Consider the following 26,621-nt stretch of genomic DNA (forward strand, 5'->3'; position numbering starts at 1 on the left):
CGCTGACAGGATGAGCTGCCTGGGTCCTTGTCTCGCGGCAGATGACATGCAATCTTCCGCCCCCGGCAATGCTGTTCGAGAGCAACAAGAACAATAATCCCTCTCGTCCCTCCAATTCTGTCGAGGGCCTGATCATGTCGAACCTTACCCAAGCGACCTCCGCTCCATGGCGGATAGGCGTGCTGTTCTCGCGAACCGGCTTCATGTCGGTGATCGAGGAGACCCAGTATCAGGGCACGCAGCTTGCGATCGAGGAGGTGAACGAGGCAGGCGGGGTCTGCGGCCGCGAGCTGGTTCCCGTCGCCTACGACCCTGGCTCGGATTCGGCCGCCTATGGCCACTACGCCAAACGGTTGATGGTGGAGGATCAAGTCAGCACTATATTCGGCTGCTACACCTCGTCGAGCCGCAAGGCGGTGCTGCCGGTGGTCGAACGGCTGAACGGCCTGCTGTGGTACCCGACGCTCTATGAGGGTTTCGAGGCGTCGCCGAACGTCATCTACACCGGCGCCTCGCCGAATCAGAACAGCCTCGCGCTGTGCCGCTATCTGATGGATACGTTCGGAACACGATTTTATTTCGTGGGGTCGGACTACATCTATCCGCGCGAGTCGAACCGGGTGATGCGGGAACTGCTGAAGAGCAACGGCGGCTCGGTCGTGGGCGAACGCTACGTCAATGTCTACGCGCGCTGGCAGGACTTTGTCCCGATCATCCAGGACATCAAGCGGGTCAGACCCGACGTGATCTTCTCGACCGTCGTGGGGGAGGGTACGGTCTTCCTTTATCAGGCCTACGCGAATGTCGGGCTCGATCCCAAGCAAGTGCCGATCGCCAGCCTGACCACGACGGAAGCCGAAATCGCCGCCATGGGTTTTCGACGTCGGCGAAGGACACGTCACCGCGGCATCCTACTTCCAGGGCGTCGAGGGCAGCGCCAACAGCGCGTTTGTGCAGCGCTTCAAGAAGCGGTTCGGCGCCGACATCTCCACCAACATGTGCGCCGAGGCATCCTATTTCCAGCTGCATCTGTTTGCGAAGGCGCTCGAGCAGGTCAATTCGCTCGACACCGAAGTGCTGCGCTCGATGGTGTTCGGCACCAGCTTTGATGCACCGCAAGGTGCGGTGACAGTCAACCCGATGTCGGGTCATACTGATCTGTGGACGCGCATCGGACGCGCCAACCGCCAGGGACAGTTCGATGTGGTCAGCCAGTCGAAGGAGCCGGTGCATGCGGATCCGTTCCTGATCGGGTATGGTCGTGCAACGCAAACAGGAAGCGTCCAATGAACGAGCAGTCGCGTAAGCCGTCGCTGAGCCGAGACGTCGGCGGACGCAAGACCATGGTTCAGGAACTTGCCGATCTGTCGGCCGTCGTGGTCGCGCCGGTCGATGATCAGGTCGGCATGTTGCTGCGCGAATTGCAGCGATTCAGGATGCGGGTGCGCCAGGTCTGGCCGATGCCGGAGAGCGTGCCGGCCGATGCCGACGTGGTGTACTGCGAATACTCGCCGGATCTGGCGCGGCGCCTGCCGTGGATTCCAGGCGATGCGCGTTCCGCGCTGGTCGTGATCCTGCCGGCTACGGAGGCCGTTCAGGCCGATGCGCTGTGTCATGCCACGCCCAACGCCGTTCTGCCGCGGCCGTTCACGCAGAATGCAGTGTTGTCCAACCTCGTGCTGGCGCGCAGTCAGTTCAGCTACGAACGGCGGCTTCGCAGCAAGATCGAGAAGCTCGACGACAATCTGCGTTCGATGCGCACGGTGGAACGCGCCAAGGCCATCCTGATGGCGACGCGGCAGATGCCGGAAACCGAAGCCTATGGCTTTATCAGACGACAGGCGATGGATCGTCGCGTGTCGGCAAGTGCAGTCGCCGCGGCGATTGTTGACTCGTTCGAACTGCTTGGCTACGATCATCAACAGTAAGCCCCAATAGCGGGGCCGGCGGCGACAGCGCCGCCTTCGACACAACCGGCAACAAAGCCCTCCCAATGCTCGCGTAAGCGCGCATCGGGAGGGCTTTTTGTTTTTTCAGTCCTGAAGGGAGCTAGGGATGAGCATTTCACGGCGGACTTTGCTGAGGAATACCGCGGCGCTTGGTGCATTTGCCGGCGCCGGACTGCCGCATATCTGGATCAAGAACGCCGACCTCGCGTACGCCGCGGGCGGCGAGATCAAGGTCGGCGTGCTGTTCTCGCTGACGGGAACGACCGCGATCATCGAGGAATCGCTCAACAAGGCGACGCTGCTTGCGATCGAGGAGATCAACGCCGCCGGCGGCATCAAGGGCAGCAAGATCGTGCCGATCGTCGAGGATCCTGCGTCTGATCCGGCGACGTTCTCGGAGAAGGCCCGCAAGCTCGTCGTCGGCGACAAATGCGTCAGCGTGTTCGGCTCCTACACCTCGGCGAGCCGCAAGGCGGTCCTTCCGGTCTTCGAGCGGCAGAACAATCTCTATTGGTATCCGACGCTCTATGAGGGCCGCGAGTGCTCGAAGAACGTCATCTACACCGGCGCGGTGCCGAACCAGCAGCAGGACGAGTTCGTGCCCTGGCTGGTCAAGAAGTTCGGCAAGAAGTTCTATCTGATCGGCTCCAACTACATCTATCCGAAGGAAGAGAACAATTACTGCAAGAAGCTGCTCGAGAAGCTCGGCGGCGAGGTCGTGGCGGAAGAATATGTGCCGCTCGGCCATTCCGAATTCTCTTCCGTCATCAACAAGATCCGCTCGACGCAGCCGAACGTGATCTTCTCCACCGTGGTCGGCGATTCCGTGGTCGCACTGCATCGTCAGTACAAGGCTGCCGGTCTCGATCCCGAGAAGATGCCGATGGCGAGCCTGACGACCTCCGAAAACGAGGTCGCGGCGATGGGGCGGGGAGGCTGCCGCCGGTCACTTCACCTCGGCGCCGTACTTCATGGTGCACAAGTCGCCTGAGAACGAGAAGTTCGTCGAGGCCTACAAGAAGCGCTGGGGCGCCGACAAGGTGACGCATTTCGTCTCTGAGGCCTGCTACTTCCAGACCTATCTGTTCAAGCAGGCGGTCGAGAAGCTGGCAACCAGCGATCTCACGCCACCGAACATCCGCGACGCGGTCAAGGGCCAGGAAGTGATTGCGCCGCAGGGCAAGGTCCGGATCGAGCCGGAGAACCTGCACACCTGGCTATGGCCCAAGATCGCGCAGGCGAAGTCGAACGGCCAGTTCGAGATTCTCGTCGAGGCCAAGGATTGGCTGAAGCCCGTGCCCTACGCGGCCTATCCCGGGCAGTCCTGCACCGAGAAGGGCCTGGTCGAGAAGAGCTGACGGGGGCTGACGACGGCCGTCGGCGTGCGGCGCCGGCGGCCGGCTTCCGGCAACGAAAGCAGCCTCACGCACACATGCGAGGGGCGCGCAGGGCGCCCAAACCAACATCGAAAGCGGATCCCGACGTGGACCAACTCATCGAACAAATTGTCACAGGCCTCAGCATCGGATCGATTCTGCTGCTGGTGGCGCTGGGACTGTCGATCATCTACGGCTCGATGGGCATCATCAATCTCGCCCACGGCGAGTTCGTGATGCTTGGCGCTTACGCCGCTTGGGTGTTCCACACCTATCTCGGTCTCGGTCTGCTCGCGAGCCTCGTTCCGATCTTCCTGGTGGTTGCCGCGTTCGGCTGGGTCATCGAACGCTACGTCCTCAGCCTGCTCAACAACCGGCCGCTCGATACGATTCTTGCGACCTGGGGCGTCGGCATCATGCTGCAACAGGCGGTGCGGCTGATGGTCGGCAGCGAGTTGCGCTATGTGCAGCTGCCGCCGGCGCTGGCCGACAGCATGGACGTGTTCGGCATCCCGATATCTTCGTATCGGGTGTTCCTGTTCGTCGTGTCGATCGCGCTGTTCGGGGCGACCTGGTTGCTCATGAATCGCACCACGGTCGGAATGAAGCTGCGGGCCATCATCCAGGATCGCTCGGTCGCCGCCTCGTTCGGCATCAACGCCAAGCGGGTCTATGCGCTGACCTTCGCTTACGGCGCGGGCCTTGCCGGGCTTGCCGGCGCGCTGGTGTCGCCGCTCAAGAGCGTGTCGCCCGATATGGGCACCGGCTACGTGGTCGACGCCTTCATGGTGGTCGTGCTCGGCGGCGTGCAGAGCCTCGCCGGCACCGTGGCGAGTGCCTTCATCCTCGGGGAACTCTCCGGCGGCATCGCCTTCCTGCAGAACGACACGGTCGCCAAGACGATCGTGCTGCTCGCCATCGTCGTGCTCATCCGTTTCCGCCCCGAGGGGCTTTTCACCGCACGCGTGCGGGCCTGAGACAGATCGCTCATCTATGCCGTCGAATATTTCCAACTCCAGCGGATTGCAGCGCCTGATCGCGCAACTTGCCCCGGTTGCTCATCGTTTCCGCGCTGGTGTTCGCGCTCCCGGTGCTGCTCAACAATGACTTCCTGCTCAACAAGGTCGCGCGCTATCTCGTGCTGGGCATCCTGACGATATCGCTAGGGCTGTCCTGGGGCTTCGGCGGCATCCTGAATCTCGGCCAGGCGATGAGCTTCGGGCTCGGCTCCTACGCGATGGCGATGGTGCTGAAGCTCAAGACCGTGCCGGTGCATACGGGGGCGAGCGGACTGCCGGACTTCATGGTCTGGAACAATGTCCAGCATTTGCCCTGGTTCTGGGAGCCGTTCCGGTCGCTCAGCTTCGCCATCGCCGCGGGCCTGCTCGTGCCGGCGCTGGTTGCGGCGGGACTCGGCTGGTTCATGTTCCGGGGGCGGGTCACCGGCGTCTACGTCTCGATCATCACGCTCGCCACCATGGTGGTGATCAATCTCGTGATCATCGACCAGCAGAGCTACACTGGCGGCTTCAACGGCATCACCGATCTCGCCCAGCTCGAGCTGTTCGGCGTCGCGTTCGATGCCTATGGCCGCGCGACCTACTATCTCGTTGCCGGGTGCGTGCTGCTCAGCCTGCTGGTTGCCTTTGCCTTCACCAAGTCCAGGGCCGGCCTGATCGTGCAGGCGATCCGCGACCACGAGAGTAGGGTGCGCTACTTCGGCTACGACGTCGCGCTCTACCAGATCTTCGTGTTCGCGCTGTCGGCTGCGATCGCGGGCCTCGCCGGCATGCTCTACACGGTCGTGATGGAGTTTGCCTCGCCGACCTTCCTCGGCGTGCAGCTCTCGCTCTCGGTGGTGGTGTGGTGCGCCGTCGGCGGCAGGCAAAGCCTGGTCGGCGCGTTCCTCGGCGCGGTGCTGGTCGCGGGCATGCAGGGCGCGCTGTCGGAATCCGCGACGTTCCTGGAAACCTGGACGCTGGTGATGGGCGCGCTGTTCGTGCTCGTGGTGCTGTTCCTGCCGAAGGGGCTCGCCGGCCTCGCGCAGGCCATTTGGCGCTGGGTTGCCCAGCGTAGACAGGCCGCTAGCGGCGCGGTTGCACGGGGTGTCAGCCAGACGGAGGGCAGCACATGAGCTCCCATCTCGATCTGCGCGACGTCTCGGTCAGCTTCAACGGTTTCAAGGCGCTCAATTCGCTCAACATGAGCGTCGGCAAGGGCGAGCTACGCTGCCTGATCGGGCCGAACGGCGCCGGCAAGACCACGGCGCTGGACATCATCTGCGGCAAAGTCAAGCCGAGCGCCGGCACCGTCAGCTTTGATGGCACCGCGCTGCAGGATCTCGAGGAATACGAGATCGCCCGCGCCGGTGTCGGCCGCAAGTTCCAGGTGCCGAGCGTGTTTCGCGAGCTCTCGGTCAGCGACAATCTCGAAGTGGCGCGGGCGCGCCGCACCTCCGTGTTCGGCAATCTGCGCTGGAGTATCGGCAATGCCGGCCGCGACGACATCGAACGTCTTGCCGAACTGGTCGGGCTCACCGAACAGCTCGACCGGCCCGGCCGCCTATCTGTCGCACGGCCAGACCCAGTGGCTGGAGATCGGCATGCTGGTCGCCCAGGACGCCGAGCTGATCCTGATGGACGAGCCGACCGCGGGCATGACGGCACAGGAAACCCGCAAGACCGCCGAACTGTTTGCGCGGCTGAAGGGCAAGCACACGCTGATCGTGGTCGAGCACGACATGGGCTTCGTCAAGGCGATCGGCGACATCATCTCGGTGATGCATATGGGCCAGATGCTGGCCGAGGGCACCGCCGCGGAAGTGGAGGCGCATCCGGAGGTGCGCCGCGCCTATCTCGGATCGGGAGGCATCAGCCATGCTTGAGCTGACCGACGTCGACGCATTCTATGGCAACAGCCGCGCGCTGCAGGGCATCAACCTGATGGTCGGCAATGGCGAATTCCTGTCGGTGCTCGGCCGCAACGGCGTCGGCAAGACCACGCTGATGCGCAGCATCCTCGGCCTGATGGACCGGTGCACCGGACGCCTGTCGCTCGACGGCGCCGACATCTCGCCGTTGCGCACCCATCAGCGCGCCAAGTCCGGCATCGCCTATGTGCCGCAGGGCCGCGGCATCCTGCCGCGCTTCACCGTGCGGGAAAATTTGACGCTCGGGACCTTCGCCGCGAAATCGGCCAACGGCATCGAGGAGTGGGTGCTCGAGCTGTTTCCGGTGCTCAAGGAGTTTCTCAACCGCTACGGCGGCAATCTCTCCGGCGGTCAGCAGCAGCAGCTTGCGATCGCACGCGCGCTGCTTGCCCAGCCCAAGGTCATCCTGCTGGACGAGCCGACCGAGGGCATCCAGCCGAACATCGTCGAGCAGATCGAGGACGTGATTGTCAAACTCAATCGCGAGCGCGGAATCACGGTGGTGCTGGTCGAACAGAATGTCGCGTTCGCGCGGCGCGCGTCCCACCGCTTCGCGTTGCTCGAAAAGGGACGCGTCGTCGCCAAGGGCGCGATCGGTGAGCTCACCGATGATCTCATCCAGCTCCACATGGCCGTGTAGCGGGAATTATCGTTCAGAAAGGGAGTCGAGACATGTTGCATGGAGACATATCGAGCAGCAAGGACACGGTCGGCGTCGCCGTGGTCAATTACAAGATGCCGCGTCTGCACACCAAGGCCGAGGTGCTGGATAACGCGCGCAACATCGCCAAGATGGTCGAGGGCATGAAGCTCGGTCTGCCGGGCATGGATCTCGTGATCTTCCCGGAATACTCGACCCACGGCATCATGTACGACTCCAAGGAGATGTACGAGACGGCTTCGTCGGTGCCGGGCGAGGAAACCCGCATCTTCGCCGACGCTTGCCGCAAGGCGAAGGTCTGGGGCGTGTTCTCGCTGACCGGCGAGCGCCATGAGGAGCATCCCAACAAGGCGCCATACAACACGCTGATCCTGATGAACGACAAGGGCGAGATCGTCCAGAAGTATCGCAAGATCATGCCGTGGGTGCCGATCGAGGGCTGGTACCCCGGCGACTGCACCTACGTCTCGGAAGGGCCGAAGGGCCTGAAGATCAGCCTGATCATCTGCGACGACGGCAATTACCCGGAGATCTGGCGTGACTGCGCGATGCGCGGCGCCGAGCTGATCGTCCGCTGCCAAGGCTACATGTATCCGGCCAAGGAGCAGCAGATCCAGATCTCGAAATCGATGGCCTGGGCCAACAACTGCTACGTCGCGGTCGCCAACGCCTCCGGATTCGACGGCGTCTATTCCTACTTCGGCCATTCCGCGCTCATCGGCTTCGACGGCCGGACGCTCGGCGAGTGCGGCACCGAGGAGAACGGCATCCAGTACGCCCAGCTCTCGGTGTCGCTGATCCGCGATGCCCGCCGCAACATGCAGTCGCAGAACCATCTCTTCAAGCTGATGCACCGCGGCTATACCGGCCTGATCAACTCCGGAGAGGGCGACCGCGGCCACGCGGTCTGTCCGTACACCTTCTACAAGAACTGGATCACGGACCCCGAAGGTACGCGGGAAATGGTTGAAGCCATGACCCGTCCGACCGTCGGGACCGACGAATGTCCGATCGAGGGCATTCCGAACCAGAAAGTCGCACATCGTTGATTTGGAAAAGCCGAGCCGTGCCGGCGCGATCATTCGCGCCGGCGCGGTTCTGAAACTGTTGCAACGGGACACGGGGGTTACCATGAGCAGCGAAGCCAATAGCGGACTGGTGCATCAGACCGAGGGGCAGATTGACGACCTTCTCGGCCATGAATTCGAGCATGAGCCGGTGCCGATCAGCGCCCGGCGCAGCGCCTTCTCGGTCACCATGGTGTGGTTGGGCTTTCCGATGATCATCACCGGCGCGATGACGGGATCGCTGCTGGTGCTGGGGATGGGCTTCAAGAATGCACTGGTGGCGATGATCATCGGCAATCTGATCATGTTCGCCTATGTGGGCGCGCTCGGCCTGATCGGCACCAGGCGCGGCATGAACTTCGCACTGATCGCGAGCATCGTGTTCGGAAAGAAGGGTTATGTGCTGGCGTCGGGCCTGCTGTCGACCCTGCTGCTCGGCTGGTACGCGGTGCAGACCGGCATCACCGGCGCATTGATCTCCTCGACCTACGGCCTCAATTATGTGGCGATGACCATCGTCGCAGGCGTGCTCTATATCGGGATCACCTTCGTCGGCGTGAAGGGATTGCACTATATCGGGCTGGCGTCGGTGCCGTTGTTTGTCGTCCTCGGCCTCTGGGTCGCGGCCGACGCAGCCTCGACCACGACGGCAGCGGCGATCTTCAGTTATGCCGGTAATAATGGCGTAGCCAGCATGTCGATGGGCGTCGGCCTCACGGTGGTGCTTGCGCTGTTCATCGACGCCGGCACGGTGACGGCTGACTTCAACCGCTGGGCGCCGAGTCCGCGGGCATCCCTGTTTGCCACGTTCAGCGCGTTTCCGTTCGCCAATTTGGTGGCCATGCTGGTCGGCGGCGTGATGACGGCTGCGCTTGCGGTGCCGAACGCCAATCCGTTCGGTGTCGACAACATGTTCGGCTACATGAACGGCAAGCAGCTCACCTGGCTCAGCATTCTTGCCTTTATCTTCCTCTACGCCAATCTCGGCTCGGTCTGCTCGCACTGCCTTTACAATGCGGCCACCGGCTGGTCGCGTATCCTCGGCACCAACATGCGGCTGATGGCCGTGATCCTCGGCGCCATCGGCATCGTGGTTGCCGCGGGGAATGTCTGGGCGTTCTTCATCCAGTGGCTGTCGCTGCTCGGCATTCTCGTGCCGCCGATCGGTGCGATCATCCTGGTCGATCAGTATTTGTTGCGCACCGGGGCGCGTGCGGACGTGGACTGGCGTGCGAAGCCGTTCATCGCCTGGGGCATCGGGTCGCTGTGCGCATTTGCGGTTGAAAATCTGATGCCGGGGCTGTCCACTGCGATCTCCGCCGCGCTGGTCGCCGGCATCGTGTACGGGGCGATCGCGCGGGTGGAATCTTCCACCGAAAAGGTGGCGCGTCCCGCGTAAGCGACAAGCTCGATCAAGCAAGAAGGATACATCAATGAGCGTCGACTATCAGATCTATGATCTCGGCAATCTGGCCTTGCAGCGCAGCGCGACCCTCCGCGACTGCAAGCTCGCCTACAAGACGTTTGGCCAGCTCAACGCGGCCAAGGACAACGTGATCGTCTATCCGACCTGGTACTCCGGCCAGCACACCGACAATGAATGGCTGATCGGGCCGGGCATGGCGCTCGATCCGGCGAAGTACTTCATCATCATTCCCAATATGCTGGGCAACGGCCTGTCATCATCGCCGAGCAACACGCCGGAGCCTTATAACGGGCCGCGTTTTCCGCAGGTGACGGCCTATGACAATGTCCGCGCTCAGCACCGGCTGGTGACCGAGAAATTCGGCATCAAGCACATCCGTCTGGTCGTCGGCTGGTCGATGGGCGCGTTGCAGACGTTCCATTGGGGCGCGCTCTATCCCGATATGATGGACCTGCTGGCGCCGTTCTGCGGCTCGGCCAAATGCTCACGCCACAATTATGTGTTCCTCGAAGGCGTCAAGGCCGCACTCACGGCAGATGCGGCCTGGAAGGAGGGCTGGTACACCGACAAGCCGGCCCGGGGCCTGCGCGCCGCCGCGCGGGTCTATGCCGGCTGGGGCTTTTCGCAGGCCTTCTATCGCGAGCAGCTCGACATCAAGACGATGGGCTTTTCGTCGCTGGAGGATTTCCTTGTGGCGTTCTGGGAGGGCTTCTTCCTGCCGAAGGATCCCAACAATTTGCTCACCATGCTGTGGACCTGGCAGAACGGCGATATCAGCGCCAACGAGATCTACAATGGCGACTTCAAAGCTGCGCTGAGGGCGATCAAGGCCAAGACCTATGTCATGCCCGGGCAGACCGATCTCTACTTCCCGCCTGAAGACAGCGAGAACGAGGTCGCGAACATGCCGAACGCCAAGTTCGTGCCGGTGCCGTCGATCTGGGGCCACTTCGCGGGTGGGCCGGGGACCAACCCGGTCGATGTCGCCTTCATCGATACCAAGCTCAAGGAGCTGCTCGCATCGTGAGTTCGAACGGTTGCGAACGGCTGCCTGCGCGATCATGGGAGGCGTGAGCTTGTCCAATCCCGCTTTGCTGCTCGACCAGTACCGCATTCGCCAGGAGCCGTATTACCGGCCGCTCAAGGATGAGGTCGAACTGTTCGGTGCGGCCTATGCGAACCGCATGCCGGTCATGCTGAAAGGCCCCACCGGCTGCGGCAAAACCCGCTTCATCGAATACATGGCCTCGCGGCTCGGCCGTCCGCTGATCACGGTCGCCTGTCATGAGGACATGACGGCGGCGGATCTGGTGGGACGCTGGCTGCTCGATGCCGAGGGCACGGTGTGGAGCGACGGGCCGCTGACGACGGCCGTGCGTCTCGGCGCGATCTGCTACCTCGACGAGATCGTCGAGGCGCGCCAGGACACCACGGTCGTGATCCATCCCTTGACCGACGATCGGCGTGTGCTGCCGCTGGAAAAGCGTGGCGAACTGATCCACGCGCATTCCGACTTCCAGCTCGTGATTTCCTACAATCCGGGCTACCAGAGCGCGATCAAGGACCTCAAGGAATCCACCAAGCAGCGCTTTGCGGCGCTGGATTTCGGCTACCCCGACCGGTCGGCGGAAACCGAGGTGGTGTCGCGCGAGGCCGGCATCGAACCGAACCTCGCCGATCTGCTGGTGAAGATCGCCCAGCACAGCCGCAATTTGAAGGGCCAGGGTCTCGACGAAGGCGCTTCGACCCGGATGCTGGTCAATGCCGGCCGCTTGATCGGATGCGGCATCAGCCTCGAAAAGGCGTGCGAGACGACGATCGTGGTTCCCTTGACCGACGATGCGGACACCAGGAACACGTTGCGTGACGTGATTTCGGCCTCTGCGTGAATGGAAGCCCGGAGGTGGCGGTCGCGCAAATCAGTTCGCTCGATGGCTTCCGATCCGGGCGCCGGCTTGCGGCGCTGTTGCGCGGCCACGACGAGATCGCCTTGGCGGTGCAGGCGGCGCGGGCCGCCTTGCACCGGACGGGTTCGTTCGATCGTCTGACGGCCTGGGACGAGGCGGTGCACGACCTGTTCGAGGCCAACCTCGGCCAGGCCGTGGTTCTGGGCTTTCTAAAGCTATCGGAGCAATGGCCCGCGCTGCGATCGACCGATGATCTGATCGCGATCGGACGCGCCGCGGGCGATATCGGCCGCAGCGCCGGAAGCCGCGCCGCCCATGGGCTGCTGACCGAATTGTCCAAAGTGCTGCCGCGGCTTGCGGGTGCTGGAGAACTCACGGCGGTTCTTGCAGCGCTTGGTCAACTCGCAGATGCAGGCCCGGAATCGGTGGGCCTTGCGATCGGCCGGCTGGAGCCGCTGCTCGCGCATGCCGGTGCCGACGATTTTTCCGCCTGGGTTTCGGCGGGCTTGCGCGCAAGCGGTGGCCGCGCATCACGCCGGCGCGCCTATTTCGCGCTCGACGATCCGCTCTCGGTGCGGCTGTTCGCGGTCGGCCGGACCGGCGATGATTTTGCGCGGCTGGAAAAGCGCCTCGCCGCAACCACGATCGCGCTCTGGAACAGGAAGCCGCGTTTCCGCAAGCTTGCGGTTGCGCCGACGCCGGTGCCACGGCGCGCCTCGCTCGCCGCCGGCCTGATCGGGCTCCCGGAGACCTTCCCTGGTTTTGCGGGCGATGAGGCGGATAGCATCTATCTCGCCGCGGTCGCGCATGCCGGCGCGCATCTGGTGCACTCCACTGTCCGCTTTCCCGTGGGGCGGCTGAAGGCGCTGCAGATCGCGCTGGTCTCGCTGATCGAGGATGCCAGGGTCGAGACGCTGGCGCTTCGCGAGATGCCCGGGCTGCGCCGACTGTGGTTGCCGTTTCACAGCGCGACGCCAGCTGGCCAGGCAACTGCCGCCGGACTGATGACGCGGTTGGCGCGGGCACTGATCGATCCGGACTATCAGGACCCGGATGCGTGGGTGGCGAAGGGGCGCGCGCTGTTTGCCGATGCCGCCGACCGCTGGATTGATCCGGCCATCAGCCGCGAGATCGGCGGGCTGCTCGGCAACGACATCGGGCAGATGCGGCTGCAGTTCAATGCCAGGAGCTATGTCGTCGAACCGGCCTATCGCGATGACAATCTGGCGCTGTGGGATTTTGGCGATCAGCCGGACAGCCCGACCGAGACGATCGAACTTGCGGTCGATTCGGTGCGGATCGAGCGCCGCGACGACGCCGATGGGCAGTCCACCGACGACAACGCTAGGCCCGACGAAACGCTGCGCGCGAAGGCCGCAGCGGTGACCCTGCTGGACGGGTTTCCGGTCGCGACCTATCCCGAATGGGACTATGCCACGCGCACCGAGCGCGCGGACTGGACCACGATCCTGGAGGCTGACGCAGCGGTTTCCGCACAGCCGTTCGACCCTTCGACGGATGCCGAGGCGATGCGCTGGATCACCGAGTTGACCCGCGACGCCTCGATCGGCCGCCGTATCAGACACAAGGGCCAGCGCGACGGCGACGCGCTTGACATCGACGCAGCAATCGCGGTGACGATCGAGCGCCGCGCCGGCAGCATCAGCGAGCCCAGGGTCTACCAGCGCGATGCGCCGGGACCGCGTGATCTCGCCGTTCTGCTGCTGCTCGACCTGTCGCAATCGACCGCCGACCGTGATCGTCGCGGCCGGACGGTTCTCGACGTCGAGCGCAAGGCCGCCGCGATCATGGCGACGGCGGTCGAGGCCGCCAATGATGCGATCGCGGTGCACGGCTTCAGCTCCGACGGCCGCGAGCGCGTGCGCTATCTCCGCATCAAGGGCTTCGAGGAGCCGATGGACGCCGTCGTGCGTTCGCGTCTCGCGGGTCTTGGCAGCAGCCATTCCACCCGGCTCGGTGCCGCGTTGCGCCACGCCGGGGGCTACCTCGCGGGACGACGCGCATTCCGCAAGGTGCTACTGGTTCTGACCGATGGCGAGCCGTCCGACGTCGATGTGCCCGATCCGCAATATTTGGTGGAGGACGCGCGCCGTGCCGCTCAGCAGCTGCGGCGGCGCGGCACCGATATATTTGCCTTCGGCATCGGTGAGGACAGATTTCGCCAGCTCGATCGCATTTTCGGCGAGCGCCATGCGCTCCGGGTGCCCCGTATCGAGGTTTTGCCGCAACGGGTGATGCAGCTTTATGCGGAACTGAAGAAGTAGTCGCAGGAGCTAACCGGCCGCTCGGGGCAGGGAGCCCTTTACCGTGATCTCGGCCGAGAGCTCCTCGATGGTCTTGCGTTGCTCCATGGCCGCGCGCCGGATCAGCGCAAAGGCGGCCGGCTCAGCGAGTGCATGCGTGTGCATGACCTGAAGGACGGCGGCGAGCACGACGCGGCGGGATCGAAGGCGCTGTTCGAGCTTGAGCACCTGCTGCTTGAGCTCGTTGGTGCGCTCGCTTCGCTCGAAGGCGAGGACGAGGGCGGCATAGATGCCGGCCGAAGCGCAGCGGCTTAACCAGGAACGAGGCCGGATCGAGGTCGAGCACCAGCTTCAGGCGGCTCGGCGTCTCGGTGCCGAGCAGGGCGATGACCGGGCTTCGCCCCAGCGACGCGCGCTGCGCCGGCGAGGTGAGCGGCAGGAACTCGTCGTCGATCAGCGTCACGTCCGGCCGGCAGTCGATATCGGCGCCGCCGTCCCATGTAAGGATGTCGATCCCGAGACGCTCGAACTGGCGCCTGACGATGGTGGCGTCGCGCTCGTCCTTGATGGCGACGAGCGCCTTGCGCCCGCGCAGCGAAAATGACGACGGTTTGCTCATTTCACAACCCGCAAATGCGGCGCATTCGGCAACGTTCCATCCCTTGCGGGGCCGGCGGCGATGTCGAGCTGCGCCAGATAGGGATCCGGCTTAACCGGAGCTTCAGCTTCCCAGAAGATGTCAAACTGTCCGTCGGCGTTGGAGACGGCGAGCCGCGGCGTCAGGACGCAGTGGTTGTTGCTGCCGTCGATCCAGACCGGGCCTTGCGGCGAATTGTAGCGATGGCCGGCCGCGGCGCGCCGTACCTCGCCGATATCGGACGTGCCGGCACGCTGCAATGCGCGGGCCAGCAGATAGACCGCGACATAGGCGGACTGCCCGTCCACCGACGGGCTAGAGTGCGCGCCGTGACGCGCCTTCCAGCGCGCGACGAAGGTCTGGTTCTCGGGCAGGCGAATGCTTTCGAAATAGGCCGACGACGTGATGCAGCCGGCCGATGCGGGGCCAGCGATCTTGAGCTCGGGCTCGCACAGGCTGCAGCTCAGCATCGGGATGTCGAGACCTGCCGCTGTGGTTGCGGCATGAAACGCACGGATGAAATCATAGCTCGAACTGCCGACCAGCGTGTTGAACACAACCGGCGGCCGACGCCGCACGATTTCGTCGACGATGTGCGTGACCGCGCTTTCACCGAGCTCGAGCAGGCGTTCCGCGAGAATACGTCCCCGCGCCGCCGTCACCAGCTCGCGGGTGACGCGATTGGTTTCCCAGGTCCAGACATAATTGGAGCCGACGCAGAAGATCTCGCGCGACAGATTGTCGAGCACATAGCGCACCAGCGGCAGCACGTTGTGATTGGGCGAGGCGCCGACATAGATGACGTTGTCGGAGCACTCGAACCCCTCGTAGCGGGCCGGATACCAGAGCAGGCGGTCGGTGCGCTCGACGATCGGAAGCACTTGCTTGCGCGATGCCGAGGTGTAGCAGCCGATGATGTGCTCGACCCCGACATTGCGAATGAGATCGTCGCAAACCGTATGATATTCCGAAATGATGCCGCGGGGATCGCGGACATGCGCCGATATCGCGAAGTCGAACTCGTCCTGCTCGTTGATCTCGTCGACCGCCATCATGGCGCTCTTCAGGATCTCGCGCCCCATGGCCTGATAGGGCCCATGCTGCGAGCAGATAATGCCAACGGGAATGGACGGCTTTGTCATCGACGACTTTCAGTGCAACTCATGCAGGAAACCATCTTCGCAGAGACCGGCGCAAGTGGTCATGCCGATTTGCTGCGCAGCACCTCGCGAAATTTGTGCAGCCAGCCTCGTTGACAACGCGCTGCACACCTCCTTAGAATTTTCTCCTACAGGGCTTCCTGTCGAACCTTGCGTGCGTCGATTTGGCCGATGACGTCCCGATCGCCGCGCAGAGTGCTCCGTTCGATCCCGGACCCACGCGATAGTTCATAGCCGCGGCATTTGGGCCATTCGTCACCTTCGTTTGGAGGGGCGGGTGGCTTTTTGCTTTTGCCGCCAAAATAAATTGGCGACACATCCGTGTCGCCAAGCCGGAGGCGCATGCGCGGTGATGGGCAGTGCCTGCGCTTGCGTCGTGCCAAATGCGGTGCCAAGTGCGGGGATGAGAAACGATGCCGACAACGGAACTTCACTATCTCGGGCTCACTGAGGTCGGGCAGCAAATCCACGCCAAAAAGCTCTCGTCGGTTGAGGTGACGAGAGCGATGCTCGGGCGGATCGAGCAGCTCGACGGCAAGCTCAAGAGCTACGCGTATGTAATGGGCGATGCGGCGCTTGCGGAAGCCGCGGCAGCCGACAAGGCGATCGCCTCCGGCAAGATCAAGGGGCCGCTGCACGGCGTGCCGATCGCTGTCAAGGATTTGTGTTGGGTCAAGGGCGCGCCGGCCGCGCACGGCATGACCATTCATCGCGACTTCCGTCCGAGTGAGGATGCCACCGTGGTCGCGCGGCTGAAGGACGCAGGCGCTGTGATCCTCGGCAAGCTGCAGCAGACCGAGGGCGCCTATGCCGATCATCACCCGAAGATCGATCCGCCGAAGAATCCGTGGAATGCCGATCTGTGGTCCGGCGCATCGTCGAGCGGTTCCGGCGTCGCCACCGCGGCGGGGCTTTGCTTCGGTTCGCTTGGAACCGATACCGGCGGGTCGATCCGCTTTCCCTCGGCCGCCAACGGCATCACCGGGCTGAAGCCGACCTGGGGACGCGTCAGCCGTTACGGCGCTTTCGAGCTCGCCGCAACGCTGGATCACATCGGTCCGATGGCGCGCAGCGCGGCCGATTGCGGCGCGATATTGGCCGTGATCGCGGGCCAGGATCCGAAGGACACCACGTCCGTGCCGCTATCCGTGCCGGACTATCTCGCTGGTTTGTCCGGAGACTTGCGCGGCGTGACGATCGGGGTCGATCGGCGCTGGACCAGCGAGGGCATCGACGAGGCTGCCGGCAAGGTGCTCGGCGAAGGTCTGCGTGTTGCTGCCGATCTCGGTGCGAAGATCAAGGAGATCATCTTCCCCGATCCGAAGGCGGTCATCGAGGACTGGTTCCCGCTGTGCGGCATCGAAGTGGCCGTCGCACATGAGGAGACTTATCCGGCACGCAAGGACGAATATGGTCCGGCGCTTGCCGGCCTGCTCGATCTCGGCCGGGCGCAATCCGGCATGGACTATCAGAAGATCGTGCTGCGGCGCGAGGCGTTTCGCGGCGCCGTGCGACTGCTGTTCGAGACGGTCGATCTGATCGCGGTCCCCGCCCAGGCGTTCGCTGCGCCGACATTGGCCAGGATGGCCGCGCTCGGCGAGGACCCGTCGCTGATTACCGGGCTGCTGCGCTTCACCTGTCCGTTCGACATGACCGGCAGCCCGACCGTGACGCTTCCCGGCGGCTTTGCGCCAAACGGCGGTCCGGTCGCCTTCCAGTTTGTCGGCCGTCATTTCGACGAGACAAGTCTCGTCCGTGCGGGCGATGCCTTCCAGCGCGTCACCGACTGGCACAAGCGCCATCCCGCGATCTGAGTTGAGGAGCCGTTCGCATGACCGAAGACTGGTTGAAGAGTTCCATCATGGCCAAGCGGGCCGTCGCCAAGGGCGCGACGGGCACGACCCATAGTTTGACCATCGCGCAACAGGGCAGCTTCCATTACGTCTATGGACCTTATGCCAAGCCGACCCTATCGATCGATCCGGGCGGGGTGGTCATCGTCGAGACTGAGGATGCCTTCGGCGGCGTGCTCACCAGCGAAAGCGACAGCCCGACGGCGAAGCTGAACTTCCCTTATCTCAACCCGCAATGCGGGCCGATCGCGGTCAAGGGCGCCAGGAAAGGCGATTGCCTCGCCGTCTATATCCGCGACGTCGAGACCCGCGGCGCGCAGCCGGCAGGCACCACCTGCATCATTCCGGAGTTCGGCGGCCTGGTCGGGACCGCATCCACGGCGCTGCTCAATCCGCCGCTGCCGGAGCGCGTCAAGAAGCTGCACGTCGACCGCAACGGCGTGCGCTGGAACGACAAGATCACGCTGCCTTATGAGCCGTTCATCGGCACCATCGGCGTGTCGCCCGAGATCGAGGCGATCTCCTCGCTGCAGCCCGACTATCACGGCGGCAACATGGACCTGCCTGACGTCGCACCTGGCTCGATCATCTATTTTCCGGTGCATACCGAAGGCGGGCTGCTCTATGTCGGCGACTGCCACGCCACGCAGGGCGACGGCGAGCTCTCGGGCGTCGCGCTCGAACAGCGCGCCACAGTCACGCTGCAGATCGATCTGATCAAAAACTGGAGCTTCGCCTGGCCGCGGCTCGAGACGCGCGACTTCATCATGACGATCGGCAGTGCGCGGCCGCTCGAAGATGCGGCGCGGATCGCCTATCGCGAGCTCGTGCGCTGGATGAGCGCGGACTACGGCTTCGACGAGATCGACGCCTACATGCTGCTCAGCCAGGCCGGCCGCATGCGGCTCGGCAACATGGTCGACCCCAAATATACGATGGGGGCGTCGATCCTGAAGAATTACCTCAAGGCGTGACTTCCACATCATTCAACGACAAGGAACATCGCGATGAATTCGGGGCGTATAGTCGGAATGGCTTTGCTTGGTGCCGTGCTCGGGACGGCAGTCATTGGTGCTGCTCAGGCGGCCGACCCGCCATTGAAGGTCGGCTTGCTGGAGGACGTCTCCGGCGATCTGGCATTCATGGGTATGCCGAAGCTGCACGGATCGCAGCTCGCGGTCGAGGAGATCAACAAGAGCGGCGGCATTCTCGGCCGCCAGATCGAGCTGATTCACCTTGATCCTCAAGGTGACAATGCCCGCTATCAGGAGTTCGGCCGAAGGCTGCTCAACCGCGACAAGGTCGACGTGCTGATCGGCGGCATCACCTCGGCGTCGCGCGAGGCGTTGCGTCCGATCGTCGATCGCACCACCACGCCGTACTTCTACACGAACCAGTACGAAGGCGGCGTCTGCGATGCCTCCATGGTCAGCATGGGCGCGGTGCCGGAGCAGCAGTTCTCGACCTTGATCCCCTGGATGGTCCAGAAATTCGGCAAGAAGGTCTACGTCATCGCCGCCGACTACAATTTCGGCCAGATCTCCGCGGAATGGAACCGCAAGATCATGAAGGACCTCGGCGGCGAGGTCGTAGGAGAAGAGTTCATCCCGCTTGGCGTCTCGCAGTTCGCGCAGACGATCCAGAACATCCAGAAGGCGAAGCCGGATTGGCTGCTGACGATCAATGTCGGCGCCGCGCAGGACTCATTCTTCGAGCAGGCGGCCGCGGCCAACCTCAATTTGCCGATGGGGTCTTCGATCAAGATCATGCTCGGCTTCGAGCACAAGCGGTTCAAACCGCCGGCGCTCAACAACATGCATGCGACCGCGAACTGGTTCGAGGAGATCGATACGCCCGAAGCCAACGATTTCAAGAAGCGCTGGCACGCCAAGTTCCCCGACGAGCTCTACATCAACGACATGGGCTACAACGCCTACAACGCGCTCTATATGTACAAGGCGCTGGTCGAGAAGGCGAAGTCGACCAAGCTCGAGGACATGCGCAAGGTGATCGCGACCGGTGATGCCTGCATCGACGCACCCGAGGGCAAGGTCTGCATCGATCCGAAGAGCCAGCATACGTCGCACCGCATGCGCCTGATCTCGGTCGGACCCAAGCATGAGGTGACGGTCGAGAAGGATTACGGAACGATCCAGCCATACTGGCTCGGCGAGATCGGCTGCGACCTCACTAAGAAGAACGACAAGGATCAGTACACGCCGAGTCATCTTCCCAGCAAATCGTGATGCAAGCGGGCACGAATCTTGCTCGTGTTTTGCCTCACGGCTTTGAAGCGAACCGGCGCCGCAATGATGCGGCGCCGTGATCACGGAGAGTGGAATGTCGGCGGAACTCTTCTCGGTATTCTATCAGTTCGCCGACGTCTTCGCGTTCCTGATCCTGTCGGCCGCGGGCCTTGCCATCGTGTTCGGCATGATGGGCGTCATCAACATGGCGCATGGCGAGTTCATCATGTGCGGGGCCTATGTGACGGTCGGGCTCGTGAATGTCGGCGTGCCGCTCCCGATCGCGCAGGTCCTGGCCGCGCTGACCGCGGGGATCATCGGCATGATCGTCGAGTACCTAGTCGTGCGGCGTTTCTACAAGCGTCCGCTCGACTCCCTTCTGGCGACCTGGGGCCTCAGCCTGATCGTGACGCAGTCGATGCTGCTGATCGTAGGCTCCGCGGTGCGCGGTATCGGCACGCCGGAAGGAAGTTTTGCGATCGGCGGCTACACATTCTCGACCTATCGCCTCGTGCTGTTCGGCTGCGCGGTGGCGGTGCTGGCCGGGCTCTACATCGTCTTCATGAAGACGCGCTTTGGCGTGATCGCGCGCGCGACGATGCAGAACGCTGCAATGGCGAAGGCGCTGGGCGCGCGCACGGGACGCATCTATTCCATCAGCTTCGGGATCGGCACGGCACTCGCGGGGCTCTGCGGCGCGCTCTACGCCCCGACCATGACGCTGATCCCGACCATGGGTGCGACCTTCGTGGTCGAGAGCTTCGTCACCGTCGTGATCGGCGGCGCCAATGTCTTGCTCGGAACCGCGCCGGCCGCGGTGTTCCTGGCGATGATCAGGATGGCGTTGAATGCGAGCTACGGGCAGATCATCGGACAGATCGGCATGCTGTTTGCAGTCATCCTGATCATACGCGTGTTGCCTGAGGGACTATCCAGCGTGCTGGTGCGTCGTGGCCGCTAGACGGGAATTTCTGATGTTGAAGCTGCTCGACGGTCCGCAGACGCTCGGACGAGGCAAGGTCTTCTGGTCCTGCTTTGTTGCCGTGCTGGCGGGCGCGCTGATCTATCCGCTGTTCGCCGACTCCTATGATGTCGGCAACTTTGCCTACTTCCTGATCTGGATCTTCATGGCGCTCGGGCTCTGCCTGATGTGGGGGTATGGCGGCATGCTGTCGTTCGGCCAGACCTTCTTCTTCGGCATCGCAGGCTACGGCTATGGCGTGCTCGCCATCAACATGGGTGGGGGCACGGCCACGATCGCCGCACTCGTGCTCTCGGTTGTCATCGCGATGATGGCGGCGGGGGTCCTCGGCTATTTCATGATCTGGGGCGGCATCAGCGGGATTTTCTTCGGCATCGTGACGCTGTCGGCGACGCTGGTGCTGGCCTTCTTCCTCGGGCAGACGGCCGGGCCGGAATGGCATATCGGTCCGGCCCGGCTCAACGGCTTCAACGGCATGAAGGGAATGGACCCACTCACCGTCGGCAGCTTCGACATCGAGGGATCTGCGCTCTATTACGTCATGATCGCACTGATCGTGATCGTCTATGTCGCGTTGCGCATGCTGGTGAACTCGAGCATCGGCAACGTGATCGTGGCGACGCGGGAAAATCCGCAGCGCGCCGAGATGCTCGGCTACGACGTCCGCAAGTATCAACTCCTGACCTTCGTGATCGGCAGCGGCCTCGCGGGCCTCAGCGGCGCGCTGTACACGTCCTGGGGGCAGTTCATCACGCCGTCCAGCATCGGCCTGCCGGCGGCGGCGATGCCGATCGTGTGGGTGGCGTTCTCCGGACGCAATGATCTGACCGCGACCCTGGTCGGGTCGTTCCTGCTGCTGTTCGGCTTCCAGACCATCACGGTCTACAGCCAGCAGGCCGCGCTGGTGCTGATGGGCGTGCTTCTGCTCGCCACCGTGATGCTGGCGCCCCAGGGCTTTGTGCTCGGTATCGGCAAGCTCGTCGTCGACTGGTGGTCCAGGCGCCGGCGGCGCGACGAGGCCCCCGCGCTGGCGGATGCCGGCCGTCTGCAATCGGACGAGACCTGAACCATGGCGCTGGTCGATGTAAAATGCGTCTCCAAGCGCTTCGGTGGATTGACCGCCGTCTCCGAGGTCGACTTGACGGTCAATGCCGGCGAGGTCCATTGCCTGATCGGGCCCAACGGGGCCGGGAAGAGCACGCTGTTCAAGCTGATCGTCGGCCTCTATCCGCCGACCACCGGCAGCATCTTCTTCGACTCCGTCGATATCACCGCGGAGCGTCCCTACGCGCGGGTGCAGCGCGGCATGAGCATCAAGATGCAGGCGCCGAGCGTCTTCAAGGAATTGCCGGTGCGACAGAACATCCAGATCGCGCTGCAGGAGCGGCTTTCGGACGCGGAATGCCGGGTTGAGGAGGAACGGCTGCTGGCGCTGCTCAATCTGGCTGATGATAGCGGCAAGCTTGCCGGTGCGCTGTCGCACGGCCAGCAGCAATGGCTGGAGATCGGGATGGCGTTGGCATTGCAACCGCAGCTCTTGCTGCTGGACGAGCCGACCGCCGGCATGTCGCCGGAAGAGACCTACAAGACCGGCGAACTGATCAAGTCGTTCAATGCCGAGGGCATGACGGTTCTTGTCGTCGAGCACGACATGGCGTTCGTGCGTCAGGTCGCCCAGCGCGTCACTGTTCTGCATCTTGGCAAGATCTTCGCGCGCGGCAGCTTGGAGGCGATCCTGGAAGACGAGAAGGTCGCGGAAATCTATTTGGGTAAGACCCATGCCCATTGATCGCATCCTGGACGTATCGGGACTTTGGGCGGGCTACGGCGCGACGCCGATCCTGCAGGGCGTCAGCATGCAGGTTGCGCGCGGCGAGATCGTCGGCGTGATCGGCCGCAACGGCGTCGGCAAGTCGACCCTGATGCGCTGCCTGATCGGGCTGCTGCAGTCCTGGCGCGGCACCATCACCTTCATGGATCAGGATGTCACGGAGCTCGAGGCCGATGCGCGAGCGCGCGCCGGCTTCGGCTACATCCCGCAGGGCCGCGATGTCTTCCCGCAAATGAGCGTCGATGAGAACCTGCAGGTCGGTGAACTGATCGGTGGACCCGATGGAAAGAAGCTGCCGGAGCTCGTCTATGAATATTTCCCGCGCCTGAAGGAGCGCCGGCGGCAGATCGCCGGCACCATGTCGGGCGGCGAGCAGCAGCAGCTAGCGATCGGCCGCGCGCTGATCGGCAATCCGTCGTTGATGATCCTCGACGAGCCGTCCGAGGGCATCCAGCCCTCGATCGTGCAGCACATCTGCGAGGCGCTGCAATCGTTCCGAGCCGAGCTCGGGACCACGATCATCTTCGTCGAGCAGAACCTTGACACCATCCTGGCGATCGCCCAGCGCTGCTACATCATGGAGAAGGGCAAGATCACGCGATCGCTGGCCGGTGAGGAGGTTAACGCGGACAATGTTCGCGCGCAGCTGCTGCTTTGATCGGCCACGCCATGTGGTGAGGAAGTGCGCGTTTCATAATCGATAACAACGGAGGGAATGGAGATGGATCTGGGACTCAAGGGCGCAAAGGTTCTCGTGACCGGCAGCACCAGGGGGATTGGGCGCGCGATCGCCGACACATTCGCTGCGGAGGGTGCCAATGTCGGCATCTGCGCGCGCAATCAGGCGGATGTCGACGGAGCGGTTGCCGCAATCAAGGCCAAGGGCGTTGCGGCGTTCGGCGGTGCCGTCGACGTCTCGAACGGACCGGCGCTGAAGACCTGGGTCGCCGACATGGCTGGAAAGCTCGGCGGCATCGATGTCGTGGTCGCCAATGTCAGCGCACTGTCGATCGGGCAGGACGAGGAGAGCTGGGAGAAGGAATTCTCCACCGACATGATGGGGACGGTGCGGCTTGTCAACGCCGCGATGCCCTATCTCGAGAAAAGCGCGGCGGCGGCGATCGTCACCATCTCCAGCGTGTCGGGGCGCGAGGTCGATTTTGCCAGCGGTCCTTACGGGACGTTCAAGGCCGCGATCATCCACTACACGCAGGGCCTCGCCTACCAGCTCGCAGCCAAGGGCATCCGGGCCAATTCGGTGTCGCCGGGCAACACCTATTTCGAGGGCGGTGTCTGGAACATGATCAAGGACGGCAATCCCGAACTGTACAAGACCGCGCTGGCGCTCAATCCGACCGGCCGGATGGGCACGCCGCAGGAGATGGCGAATGCCGCCGTGTTCCTGGCGAGCAAGGCGGCGAGCTTCATCACGGGGACCAACCTCGTCGTGGACGGCGCGCTGACGCGCGGCGTTCAGTTCTAGCCGGGGCCACAACGACATGTCAGCGGATCCTCTGCACTACAAGTCGATCATCGAAATCTCCGGGCTCATTCGCCGCGGCGAGGCAAAGCCTTCGGAGATCACCGAGGCGATCCTGAGCCGGATCGCGAAATTGGATGGGCAGTTTCATGGCTACGCGCACGTCCTTGCGGAGCGGGCCATGGCGCAGGCCAAGCAGCACGATGCCGAGATCGCCAAGGGCATCTGGCGCGGCCCGTTGCATGGCGTTCCGATCGCCCTGAAGGACCTCTGCTACACGACGTTTGCACCGACCGCTGGCGGCACGACAATCCATGCGAAGTTCGTGCCGTCCTTCAACGCCACGATCGTGGACCGGCTCGAGGTCGCCGGCGCGGTCACGCTCGGCAAGCTCAAGATGACGGAGGGGGCCTATACCAGCCATCATCCGGCGATCCAGGCTCCGCTCAATCCGTGGAATGTGAACTATTGGGTCGGCTCCTCGTCGACCGGATCGGGCGTCGCGACGTCGGCGGGGCTCTGCTACGGCTCGATCGGCAGCGACACCGGCGGCTCGATCAGATTTCCGTCGGCGACCTGCGGCTTGACCGGCATCAAGCCGACCTGGGGCCGTGTCAGCCGGCACGGAATCTTCCCGCTGGCGGACTCGCTCGATCACGTCGGACCGATGTGCCGCAGCGCTGCCGACGCCGGAGCAATGCTCGGCGTCATCGCCGGCGCGGATGCCAACGATCCGACCGCCTTGCGCGCCCCGGTGCCGAACTATCTGGCCGGCGTCGGCGAGAGCATCCGGGGCTTGAGGATCGGCGTCGATCGCAGGTACACCCAGGAGGGAATCGATCGCCAGGTCGTCGCCGCCCTGGTGCAAGCGGAGCGCGCGCTTGCCGATCTCGGTGCCGACATCCGGGAAGTGCATTTCCCGCCCTATCAGAAGCTGGTCAGCCAGTGGATTGCGATGTGCTCGGTGGAAACGGCGGAGGCGCATCTGGACACCTTCCCGTCGCGGAAATCGGAATACGGGCCGGACCTCGCGCAACTGATCGAGCAGGGCAGGGCGACGAGTGGTGTCGACATCGCGGCGATCCATCACGAGCGGCTGAAGTTCGCAGGCAGCCTCGCTGCGATGTTCGAGGATATCGATCTCTTGCTGATCCCGACGATGCCGGTGCCGATCCCGACGCTCACCAAGATGAGCGAATACGGCGCCGACCCCAGCGTCCTCCTGAACATTCTGCGCTTCACGGCGGTGTTCGACTTCTCGGGCAGCCCGACCATCACGCTGCCGATGGGCATGGCGTCGGACCAGATGCCGCTCAGCATGCAACTGGTCGGCCCGCATCTGTCCGAGGACGTGCTGGTCCGCGCCGGCGCCGCATTCCAGTCGGTGACGGACTGGCATACGCGGCGGCCGCCGATCGGATGATGCCGCGTCAATGGCGGTCGCGCTTTATCAGGCCTTGCCGGCAAGTCTGGCCGCAATCGCACGGTAGCCGCGCATCCACATGTGATCGAGATCGAGGTTCATCGGCAGCGGCTGCGAGGAGACGCGCGCGATCACGGTCTCGTTGGCCGGATCGATGTAGATCCATTGGCCGTGGATGCCGACCGCGGCGAACGGGGTTTCGTTGCGATCAATCGTGTACCACTTGTTGCGGTAGTTGCCGTTCGGAAACACCTTGGTCAGGTCGCCGCGCGACCAGGCCTCGGCATTGCCGTTTTGCCTGATGTCGTCGACCCACCAGCCCGGGACCACCTGCCGTCCGTTGCTGATGCCGTGGTTGCGCATCATCTCGCCGAAGCGGGCGAGATCGCGCAGTGTCGCGCAGATGCCGCCGGCGACGCGCGCCGCGCCGCGCGAGTCGACGGCGATGTAGGCGTCGTGCTCGGCGCCCATCGGCTGCCACAGATACTGCGCGAGGATCTTCGCGTAGGACATGCCGCAGGCGCGCTCATAGACCCAGCCGAGCACGTCGGTGTTGGTCGAGACGTAGTGGAAGGTTTGCCCATGCGGTGTACCGTTCGGCCGCAGGGTGCGCAGATAGTCGCGTAGGTTGGTCGGCGGCACGGTCGGGTCCGGCGGCTCCCAGCCGGTCGAGCGCCGGTAGTTCAAGACGTCGCCGTCGCGCGCCATATAGTCCTCGTCGAAGCGGATGCCGACGCTCATGTCGAGCAGGTGGCGCACCGTGCAGCTGCCGCCATAGACCGATCCCTCCATCTCCGGGATGTAGCGCGTCACCGGCGCGTCGGGATCGAGCTTGCCGTGATCGGCCAGGATGCCGCCGAGCGTTCCGGCGACCGACTTGCTGACCGAAAAGATCAGATGCGGGGTGTCCGGTGCCAGGCCGTGGGCATACCATTCGAAGGCGACTTGTCCGCGATGCGACACGACGATGCCGTCGGTGTGGCTTGCGCGCAGCGCCTGACCGACGCCGACCGTCTCGCCGCGCGGGTTAGCGAAGCTGACGTCGTCGAGATGGCGCGGCGCAAAGGATAGCGGGGTCGGCGTCGAGGCGCGCGCGATGTTGGCGGTGGGCAGCAGTTCGCGGACATTGCGGAATGCCCACTCGCTGAAGGGATGCTGGCGCCAGTTGGCGAGCGTGACTTGTTCGTCGGCCGCCGACGGGAAGGCGGCCATGATGCGACGCGAGTTCATTGTTGATCCAATAATGATACCGGGGACAAAAGTTCCGTATAGCTCGCGCCGCTCGCAATCAACCGGATGGTGGAGGTCATGGCCGGGTTACTCCGGCGTAACCGTTTCAGGGACGAGCGCTTGGCCCGCAATTTGCTTGACTATGTCCGGCGTCTGTCTCAGCGTGCCGGCGATGCGACGCGCAGACGTTCGCCATCGGG

At 63.8% G+C, this 26,621-nt stretch carries 24 protein-coding genes and 2 pseudogenes; 23 read left to right on the forward strand and 3 right to left on the reverse strand.

All coding sequences use genetic code 11. The features are described from left to right. Positions 1-134: 134 nt before the first annotated feature. The 13 genes and pseudogenes from ACVWW1_RS46220 (at position 135) to ACVWW1_RS46280 (ending at position 13,600) form a co-directional block, all read left to right on the forward strand. Positions 135-1,290, forward strand: a pseudogene (locus tag ACVWW1_RS46220) (transporter substrate-binding domain-containing protein). Beyond that, the gene (locus ACVWW1_RS46225) at positions 1,287-1,928 is read left to right on the forward strand and encodes an ANTAR domain-containing response regulator (RefSeq protein WP_456660478.1); all 642 of its coding nucleotides are present in this window, start codon (positions 1,287-1,289) and stop codon (positions 1,926-1,928) included. Before ACVWW1_RS46220 ends, ACVWW1_RS46225 begins: the two are co-directional and overlap by 4 nt. Before the next feature lie 127 nt (positions 1,929-2,055). Continuing rightward, positions 2,056-2,940 (forward strand): transporter substrate-binding protein, encoded by an 885-nt coding sequence (locus ACVWW1_RS46230; RefSeq protein WP_456660479.1) that lies wholly within the window; start codon positions 2,056-2,058, stop codon positions 2,938-2,940. Then, complete coding sequence (locus ACVWW1_RS46235; RefSeq protein WP_456660480.1) at positions 2,924-3,307, forward strand: transporter substrate-binding protein; 384 nt, start codon at positions 2,924-2,926, stop codon at positions 3,305-3,307. The genes ACVWW1_RS46230 and ACVWW1_RS46235 overlap by 17 nt, the downstream gene beginning before the upstream one ends. A 125-nt stretch (positions 3,308-3,432) precedes the next feature. Then, complete coding sequence (urtB, locus tag ACVWW1_RS46240; RefSeq protein WP_229164622.1) at positions 3,433-4,302, forward strand: urea ABC transporter permease subunit UrtB; 870 nt, start codon at positions 3,433-3,435, stop codon at positions 4,300-4,302. A 68-nt stretch (positions 4,303-4,370) separates the two neighbouring features. Continuing rightward, positions 4,371-5,459, forward strand: coding sequence for an urea ABC transporter permease subunit UrtC (urtC, locus tag ACVWW1_RS46245; protein ID WP_456660481.1), 1,089 nt, complete (start codon positions 4,371-4,373; stop codon positions 5,457-5,459). Next, positions 5,456-6,209: pseudogene (gene urtD / locus ACVWW1_RS46250) on the forward strand (urea ABC transporter ATP-binding protein UrtD). Before urtC ends, urtD begins: the two are co-directional and overlap by 4 nt. After that, positions 6,202-6,894 (forward strand): urea ABC transporter ATP-binding subunit UrtE, encoded by a 693-nt coding sequence (gene urtE / locus ACVWW1_RS46255; protein ID WP_456660482.1) that lies wholly within the window; start codon positions 6,202-6,204, stop codon positions 6,892-6,894. The pseudogene urtD and the gene urtE overlap by 8 nt, the downstream one beginning before the upstream one ends. Positions 6,895-6,926: 32 nt before the next feature. Further along, complete coding sequence (locus ACVWW1_RS46260) at positions 6,927-7,964, forward strand: aliphatic amidase (protein WP_092125395.1); 1,038 nt, start codon at positions 6,927-6,929, stop codon at positions 7,962-7,964. An 82-nt stretch (positions 7,965-8,046) separates the two neighbouring features. Further along, a complete protein-coding gene (locus tag ACVWW1_RS46265) occupies positions 8,047-9,381 on the forward strand; it encodes a purine-cytosine permease family protein (protein WP_456660483.1) in 1,335 nt (444 codons plus the stop codon). A 34-nt stretch (positions 9,382-9,415) separates the two neighbouring features. Next, complete coding sequence (locus ACVWW1_RS46270) at positions 9,416-10,435, forward strand: alpha/beta fold hydrolase (protein ID WP_456660484.1); 1,020 nt, start codon at positions 9,416-9,418, stop codon at positions 10,433-10,435. Positions 10,436-10,484: 49 nt separating this feature from the next. Beyond that, on the forward strand, positions 10,485-11,297 hold the full coding sequence (locus ACVWW1_RS46275) for an AAA family ATPase (RefSeq protein ID WP_456660485.1): 813 nt from the start codon (positions 10,485-10,487) through the stop codon (positions 11,295-11,297). 14 nt (positions 11,298-11,311) lie between these two features. Further along, complete coding sequence (locus ACVWW1_RS46280) at positions 11,312-13,600, forward strand: VWA domain-containing protein (protein WP_456660486.1); 2,289 nt, start codon at positions 11,312-11,314, stop codon at positions 13,598-13,600. A 9-nt stretch (positions 13,601-13,609) separates the two neighbouring features. Here the strand turns inward: ACVWW1_RS46280 and ACVWW1_RS46285 are convergent, their stop codons facing one another. Continuing rightward, positions 13,610-13,807, reverse strand: coding sequence for an ANTAR domain-containing protein (locus ACVWW1_RS46285; RefSeq protein ID WP_456660487.1), 198 nt, complete (start codon positions 13,805-13,807; stop codon positions 13,610-13,612). Between the two features lie 61 nt (positions 13,808-13,868). On the opposite strand from ACVWW1_RS46285, the gene ACVWW1_RS46290 reads away from it, so the two are divergent. Continuing rightward, a complete protein-coding gene (locus ACVWW1_RS46290) occupies positions 13,869-14,183 on the forward strand; it encodes a hypothetical protein (protein ID WP_456660488.1) in 315 nt (104 codons plus the stop codon). Positions 14,184-14,194: 11 nt separating this feature from the next. Here the strand turns inward: ACVWW1_RS46290 and ACVWW1_RS46295 are convergent, their stop codons facing one another. Then, on the reverse strand, positions 14,195-15,358 hold the full coding sequence (locus ACVWW1_RS46295) for a transporter substrate-binding domain-containing protein (protein WP_456660489.1): 1,164 nt from the start codon (positions 15,356-15,358) through the stop codon (positions 14,195-14,197). A 431-nt stretch (positions 15,359-15,789) separates the two neighbouring features. On the opposite strand from ACVWW1_RS46295, the gene ACVWW1_RS46300 reads away from it, so the two are divergent. From ACVWW1_RS46300 to ACVWW1_RS46340, 9 genes are all read left to right on the forward strand, one after another. Beyond that, positions 15,790-17,190: an amidase gene (locus tag ACVWW1_RS46300; protein ID WP_456660490.1), complete on the forward strand. Its 1,401-nt coding sequence runs from the start codon at positions 15,790-15,792 to the stop codon at positions 17,188-17,190. Positions 17,191-17,207: 17 nt separating this feature from the next. Then, positions 17,208-18,203 carry an acetamidase/formamidase family protein gene (locus ACVWW1_RS46305; RefSeq protein ID WP_456660491.1) on the forward strand — a complete coding sequence of 332 codons (996 nt, stop codon included), beginning with the start codon at positions 17,208-17,210 and terminating at the stop codon, positions 18,201-18,203. Between the two features lie 33 nt (positions 18,204-18,236). Further along, entirely contained in the window at positions 18,237-19,475 is a 1,239-nt protein-coding gene (locus ACVWW1_RS46310) for an urea ABC transporter substrate-binding protein (RefSeq protein WP_456660492.1), read from the forward strand. 94 nt (positions 19,476-19,569) lie between these two features. Continuing rightward, the gene (locus ACVWW1_RS46315) at positions 19,570-20,436 is read left to right on the forward strand and encodes an ABC transporter permease subunit (RefSeq protein ID WP_456660493.1); all 867 of its coding nucleotides are present in this window, start codon (positions 19,570-19,572) and stop codon (positions 20,434-20,436) included. A gap of 13 nt (positions 20,437-20,449) precedes the next feature. Continuing rightward, a complete protein-coding gene (locus ACVWW1_RS46320; RefSeq protein WP_456660494.1) occupies positions 20,450-21,523 on the forward strand; it encodes a branched-chain amino acid ABC transporter permease in 1,074 nt (357 codons plus the stop codon). A gap of 3 nt (positions 21,524-21,526) precedes the next feature. Beyond that, positions 21,527-22,246, forward strand: coding sequence for an ATP-binding cassette domain-containing protein (locus ACVWW1_RS46325; protein ID WP_456660495.1), 720 nt, complete (start codon positions 21,527-21,529; stop codon positions 22,244-22,246). Beyond that, positions 22,236-22,946 carry an ABC transporter ATP-binding protein gene (locus tag ACVWW1_RS46330; RefSeq protein ID WP_456660496.1) on the forward strand — a complete coding sequence of 237 codons (711 nt, stop codon included), beginning with the start codon at positions 22,236-22,238 and terminating at the stop codon, positions 22,944-22,946. Before ACVWW1_RS46325 ends, ACVWW1_RS46330 begins: the two co-directional genes overlap by 11 nt. Before the next feature lie 63 nt (positions 22,947-23,009). Next, positions 23,010-23,771, forward strand: coding sequence for an SDR family NAD(P)-dependent oxidoreductase (locus ACVWW1_RS46335; RefSeq protein ID WP_456660497.1), 762 nt, complete (start codon positions 23,010-23,012; stop codon positions 23,769-23,771). Positions 23,772-23,787: 16 nt separating this feature from the next. Next, positions 23,788-25,191 carry an amidase gene (locus tag ACVWW1_RS46340; protein ID WP_456660498.1) on the forward strand — a complete coding sequence of 468 codons (1,404 nt, stop codon included), beginning with the start codon at positions 23,788-23,790 and terminating at the stop codon, positions 25,189-25,191. A gap of 27 nt (positions 25,192-25,218) precedes the next feature. On the opposite strand, the gene ACVWW1_RS46345 is transcribed toward ACVWW1_RS46340, so the two are convergent. Beyond that, a complete protein-coding gene (locus ACVWW1_RS46345; RefSeq protein ID WP_456660499.1) occupies positions 25,219-26,421 on the reverse strand; it encodes a serine hydrolase domain-containing protein in 1,203 nt (400 codons plus the stop codon). Positions 26,422-26,621: the final 200 nt, after the last annotated feature.

Source organism: Bradyrhizobium sp. JR3.5, from assembly GCF_054057015.1.

Excerpts from the sequence above, each read along its gene's own strand:
- ACVWW1_RS46225 (WP_456660478.1), top strand. The coding sequence starts at position 1,287 with ATGAACGAGCAGTCGCGTAAGCCGTCGCTGAGCCGAGACGTCGGCGGA.
- ACVWW1_RS46230 (WP_456660479.1), top strand. The coding sequence starts at position 2,056 with ATGAGCATTTCACGGCGGACTTTGCTGAGGAATACCGCGGCGCTTGGT.
- urtE (WP_456660482.1), top strand. The coding sequence starts at position 6,202 with ATGCTTGAGCTGACCGACGTCGACGCATTCTATGGCAACAGCCGCGCG.
- ACVWW1_RS46260 (WP_092125395.1), top strand. The coding sequence starts at position 6,927 with ATGTTGCATGGAGACATATCGAGCAGCAAGGACACGGTCGGCGTCGCC.
- ACVWW1_RS46265 (WP_456660483.1), top strand. The coding sequence starts at position 8,047 with ATGAGCAGCGAAGCCAATAGCGGACTGGTGCATCAGACCGAGGGGCAG.
- ACVWW1_RS46270 (WP_456660484.1), top strand. The coding sequence starts at position 9,416 with ATGAGCGTCGACTATCAGATCTATGATCTCGGCAATCTGGCCTTGCAG.
- ACVWW1_RS46290 (WP_456660488.1), top strand. The coding sequence starts at position 13,869 with ATGCCGGCCGAAGCGCAGCGGCTTAACCAGGAACGAGGCCGGATCGAG.
- ACVWW1_RS46295 (WP_456660489.1), bottom strand. The coding sequence starts at position 15,358 with ATGACAAAGCCGTCCATTCCCGTTGGCATTATCTGCTCGCAGCATGGG.
- ACVWW1_RS46300 (WP_456660490.1), top strand. The coding sequence starts at position 15,790 with ATGCCGACAACGGAACTTCACTATCTCGGGCTCACTGAGGTCGGGCAG.
- ACVWW1_RS46305 (WP_456660491.1), top strand. The coding sequence starts at position 17,208 with ATGACCGAAGACTGGTTGAAGAGTTCCATCATGGCCAAGCGGGCCGTC.
- ACVWW1_RS46310 (WP_456660492.1), top strand. The coding sequence starts at position 18,237 with ATGAATTCGGGGCGTATAGTCGGAATGGCTTTGCTTGGTGCCGTGCTC.
- ACVWW1_RS46315 (WP_456660493.1), top strand. The coding sequence starts at position 19,570 with ATGTCGGCGGAACTCTTCTCGGTATTCTATCAGTTCGCCGACGTCTTC.
- ACVWW1_RS46320 (WP_456660494.1), top strand. The coding sequence starts at position 20,450 with ATGTTGAAGCTGCTCGACGGTCCGCAGACGCTCGGACGAGGCAAGGTC.
- ACVWW1_RS46325 (WP_456660495.1), top strand. The coding sequence starts at position 21,527 with ATGGCGCTGGTCGATGTAAAATGCGTCTCCAAGCGCTTCGGTGGATTG.
- ACVWW1_RS46330 (WP_456660496.1), top strand. The coding sequence starts at position 22,236 with ATGCCCATTGATCGCATCCTGGACGTATCGGGACTTTGGGCGGGCTAC.
- ACVWW1_RS46335 (WP_456660497.1), top strand. The coding sequence starts at position 23,010 with ATGGATCTGGGACTCAAGGGCGCAAAGGTTCTCGTGACCGGCAGCACC.
- ACVWW1_RS46340 (WP_456660498.1), top strand. The coding sequence starts at position 23,788 with ATGTCAGCGGATCCTCTGCACTACAAGTCGATCATCGAAATCTCCGGG.
- ACVWW1_RS46345 (WP_456660499.1), bottom strand. The coding sequence starts at position 26,421 with ATGAACTCGCGTCGCATCATGGCCGCCTTCCCGTCGGCGGCCGACGAA.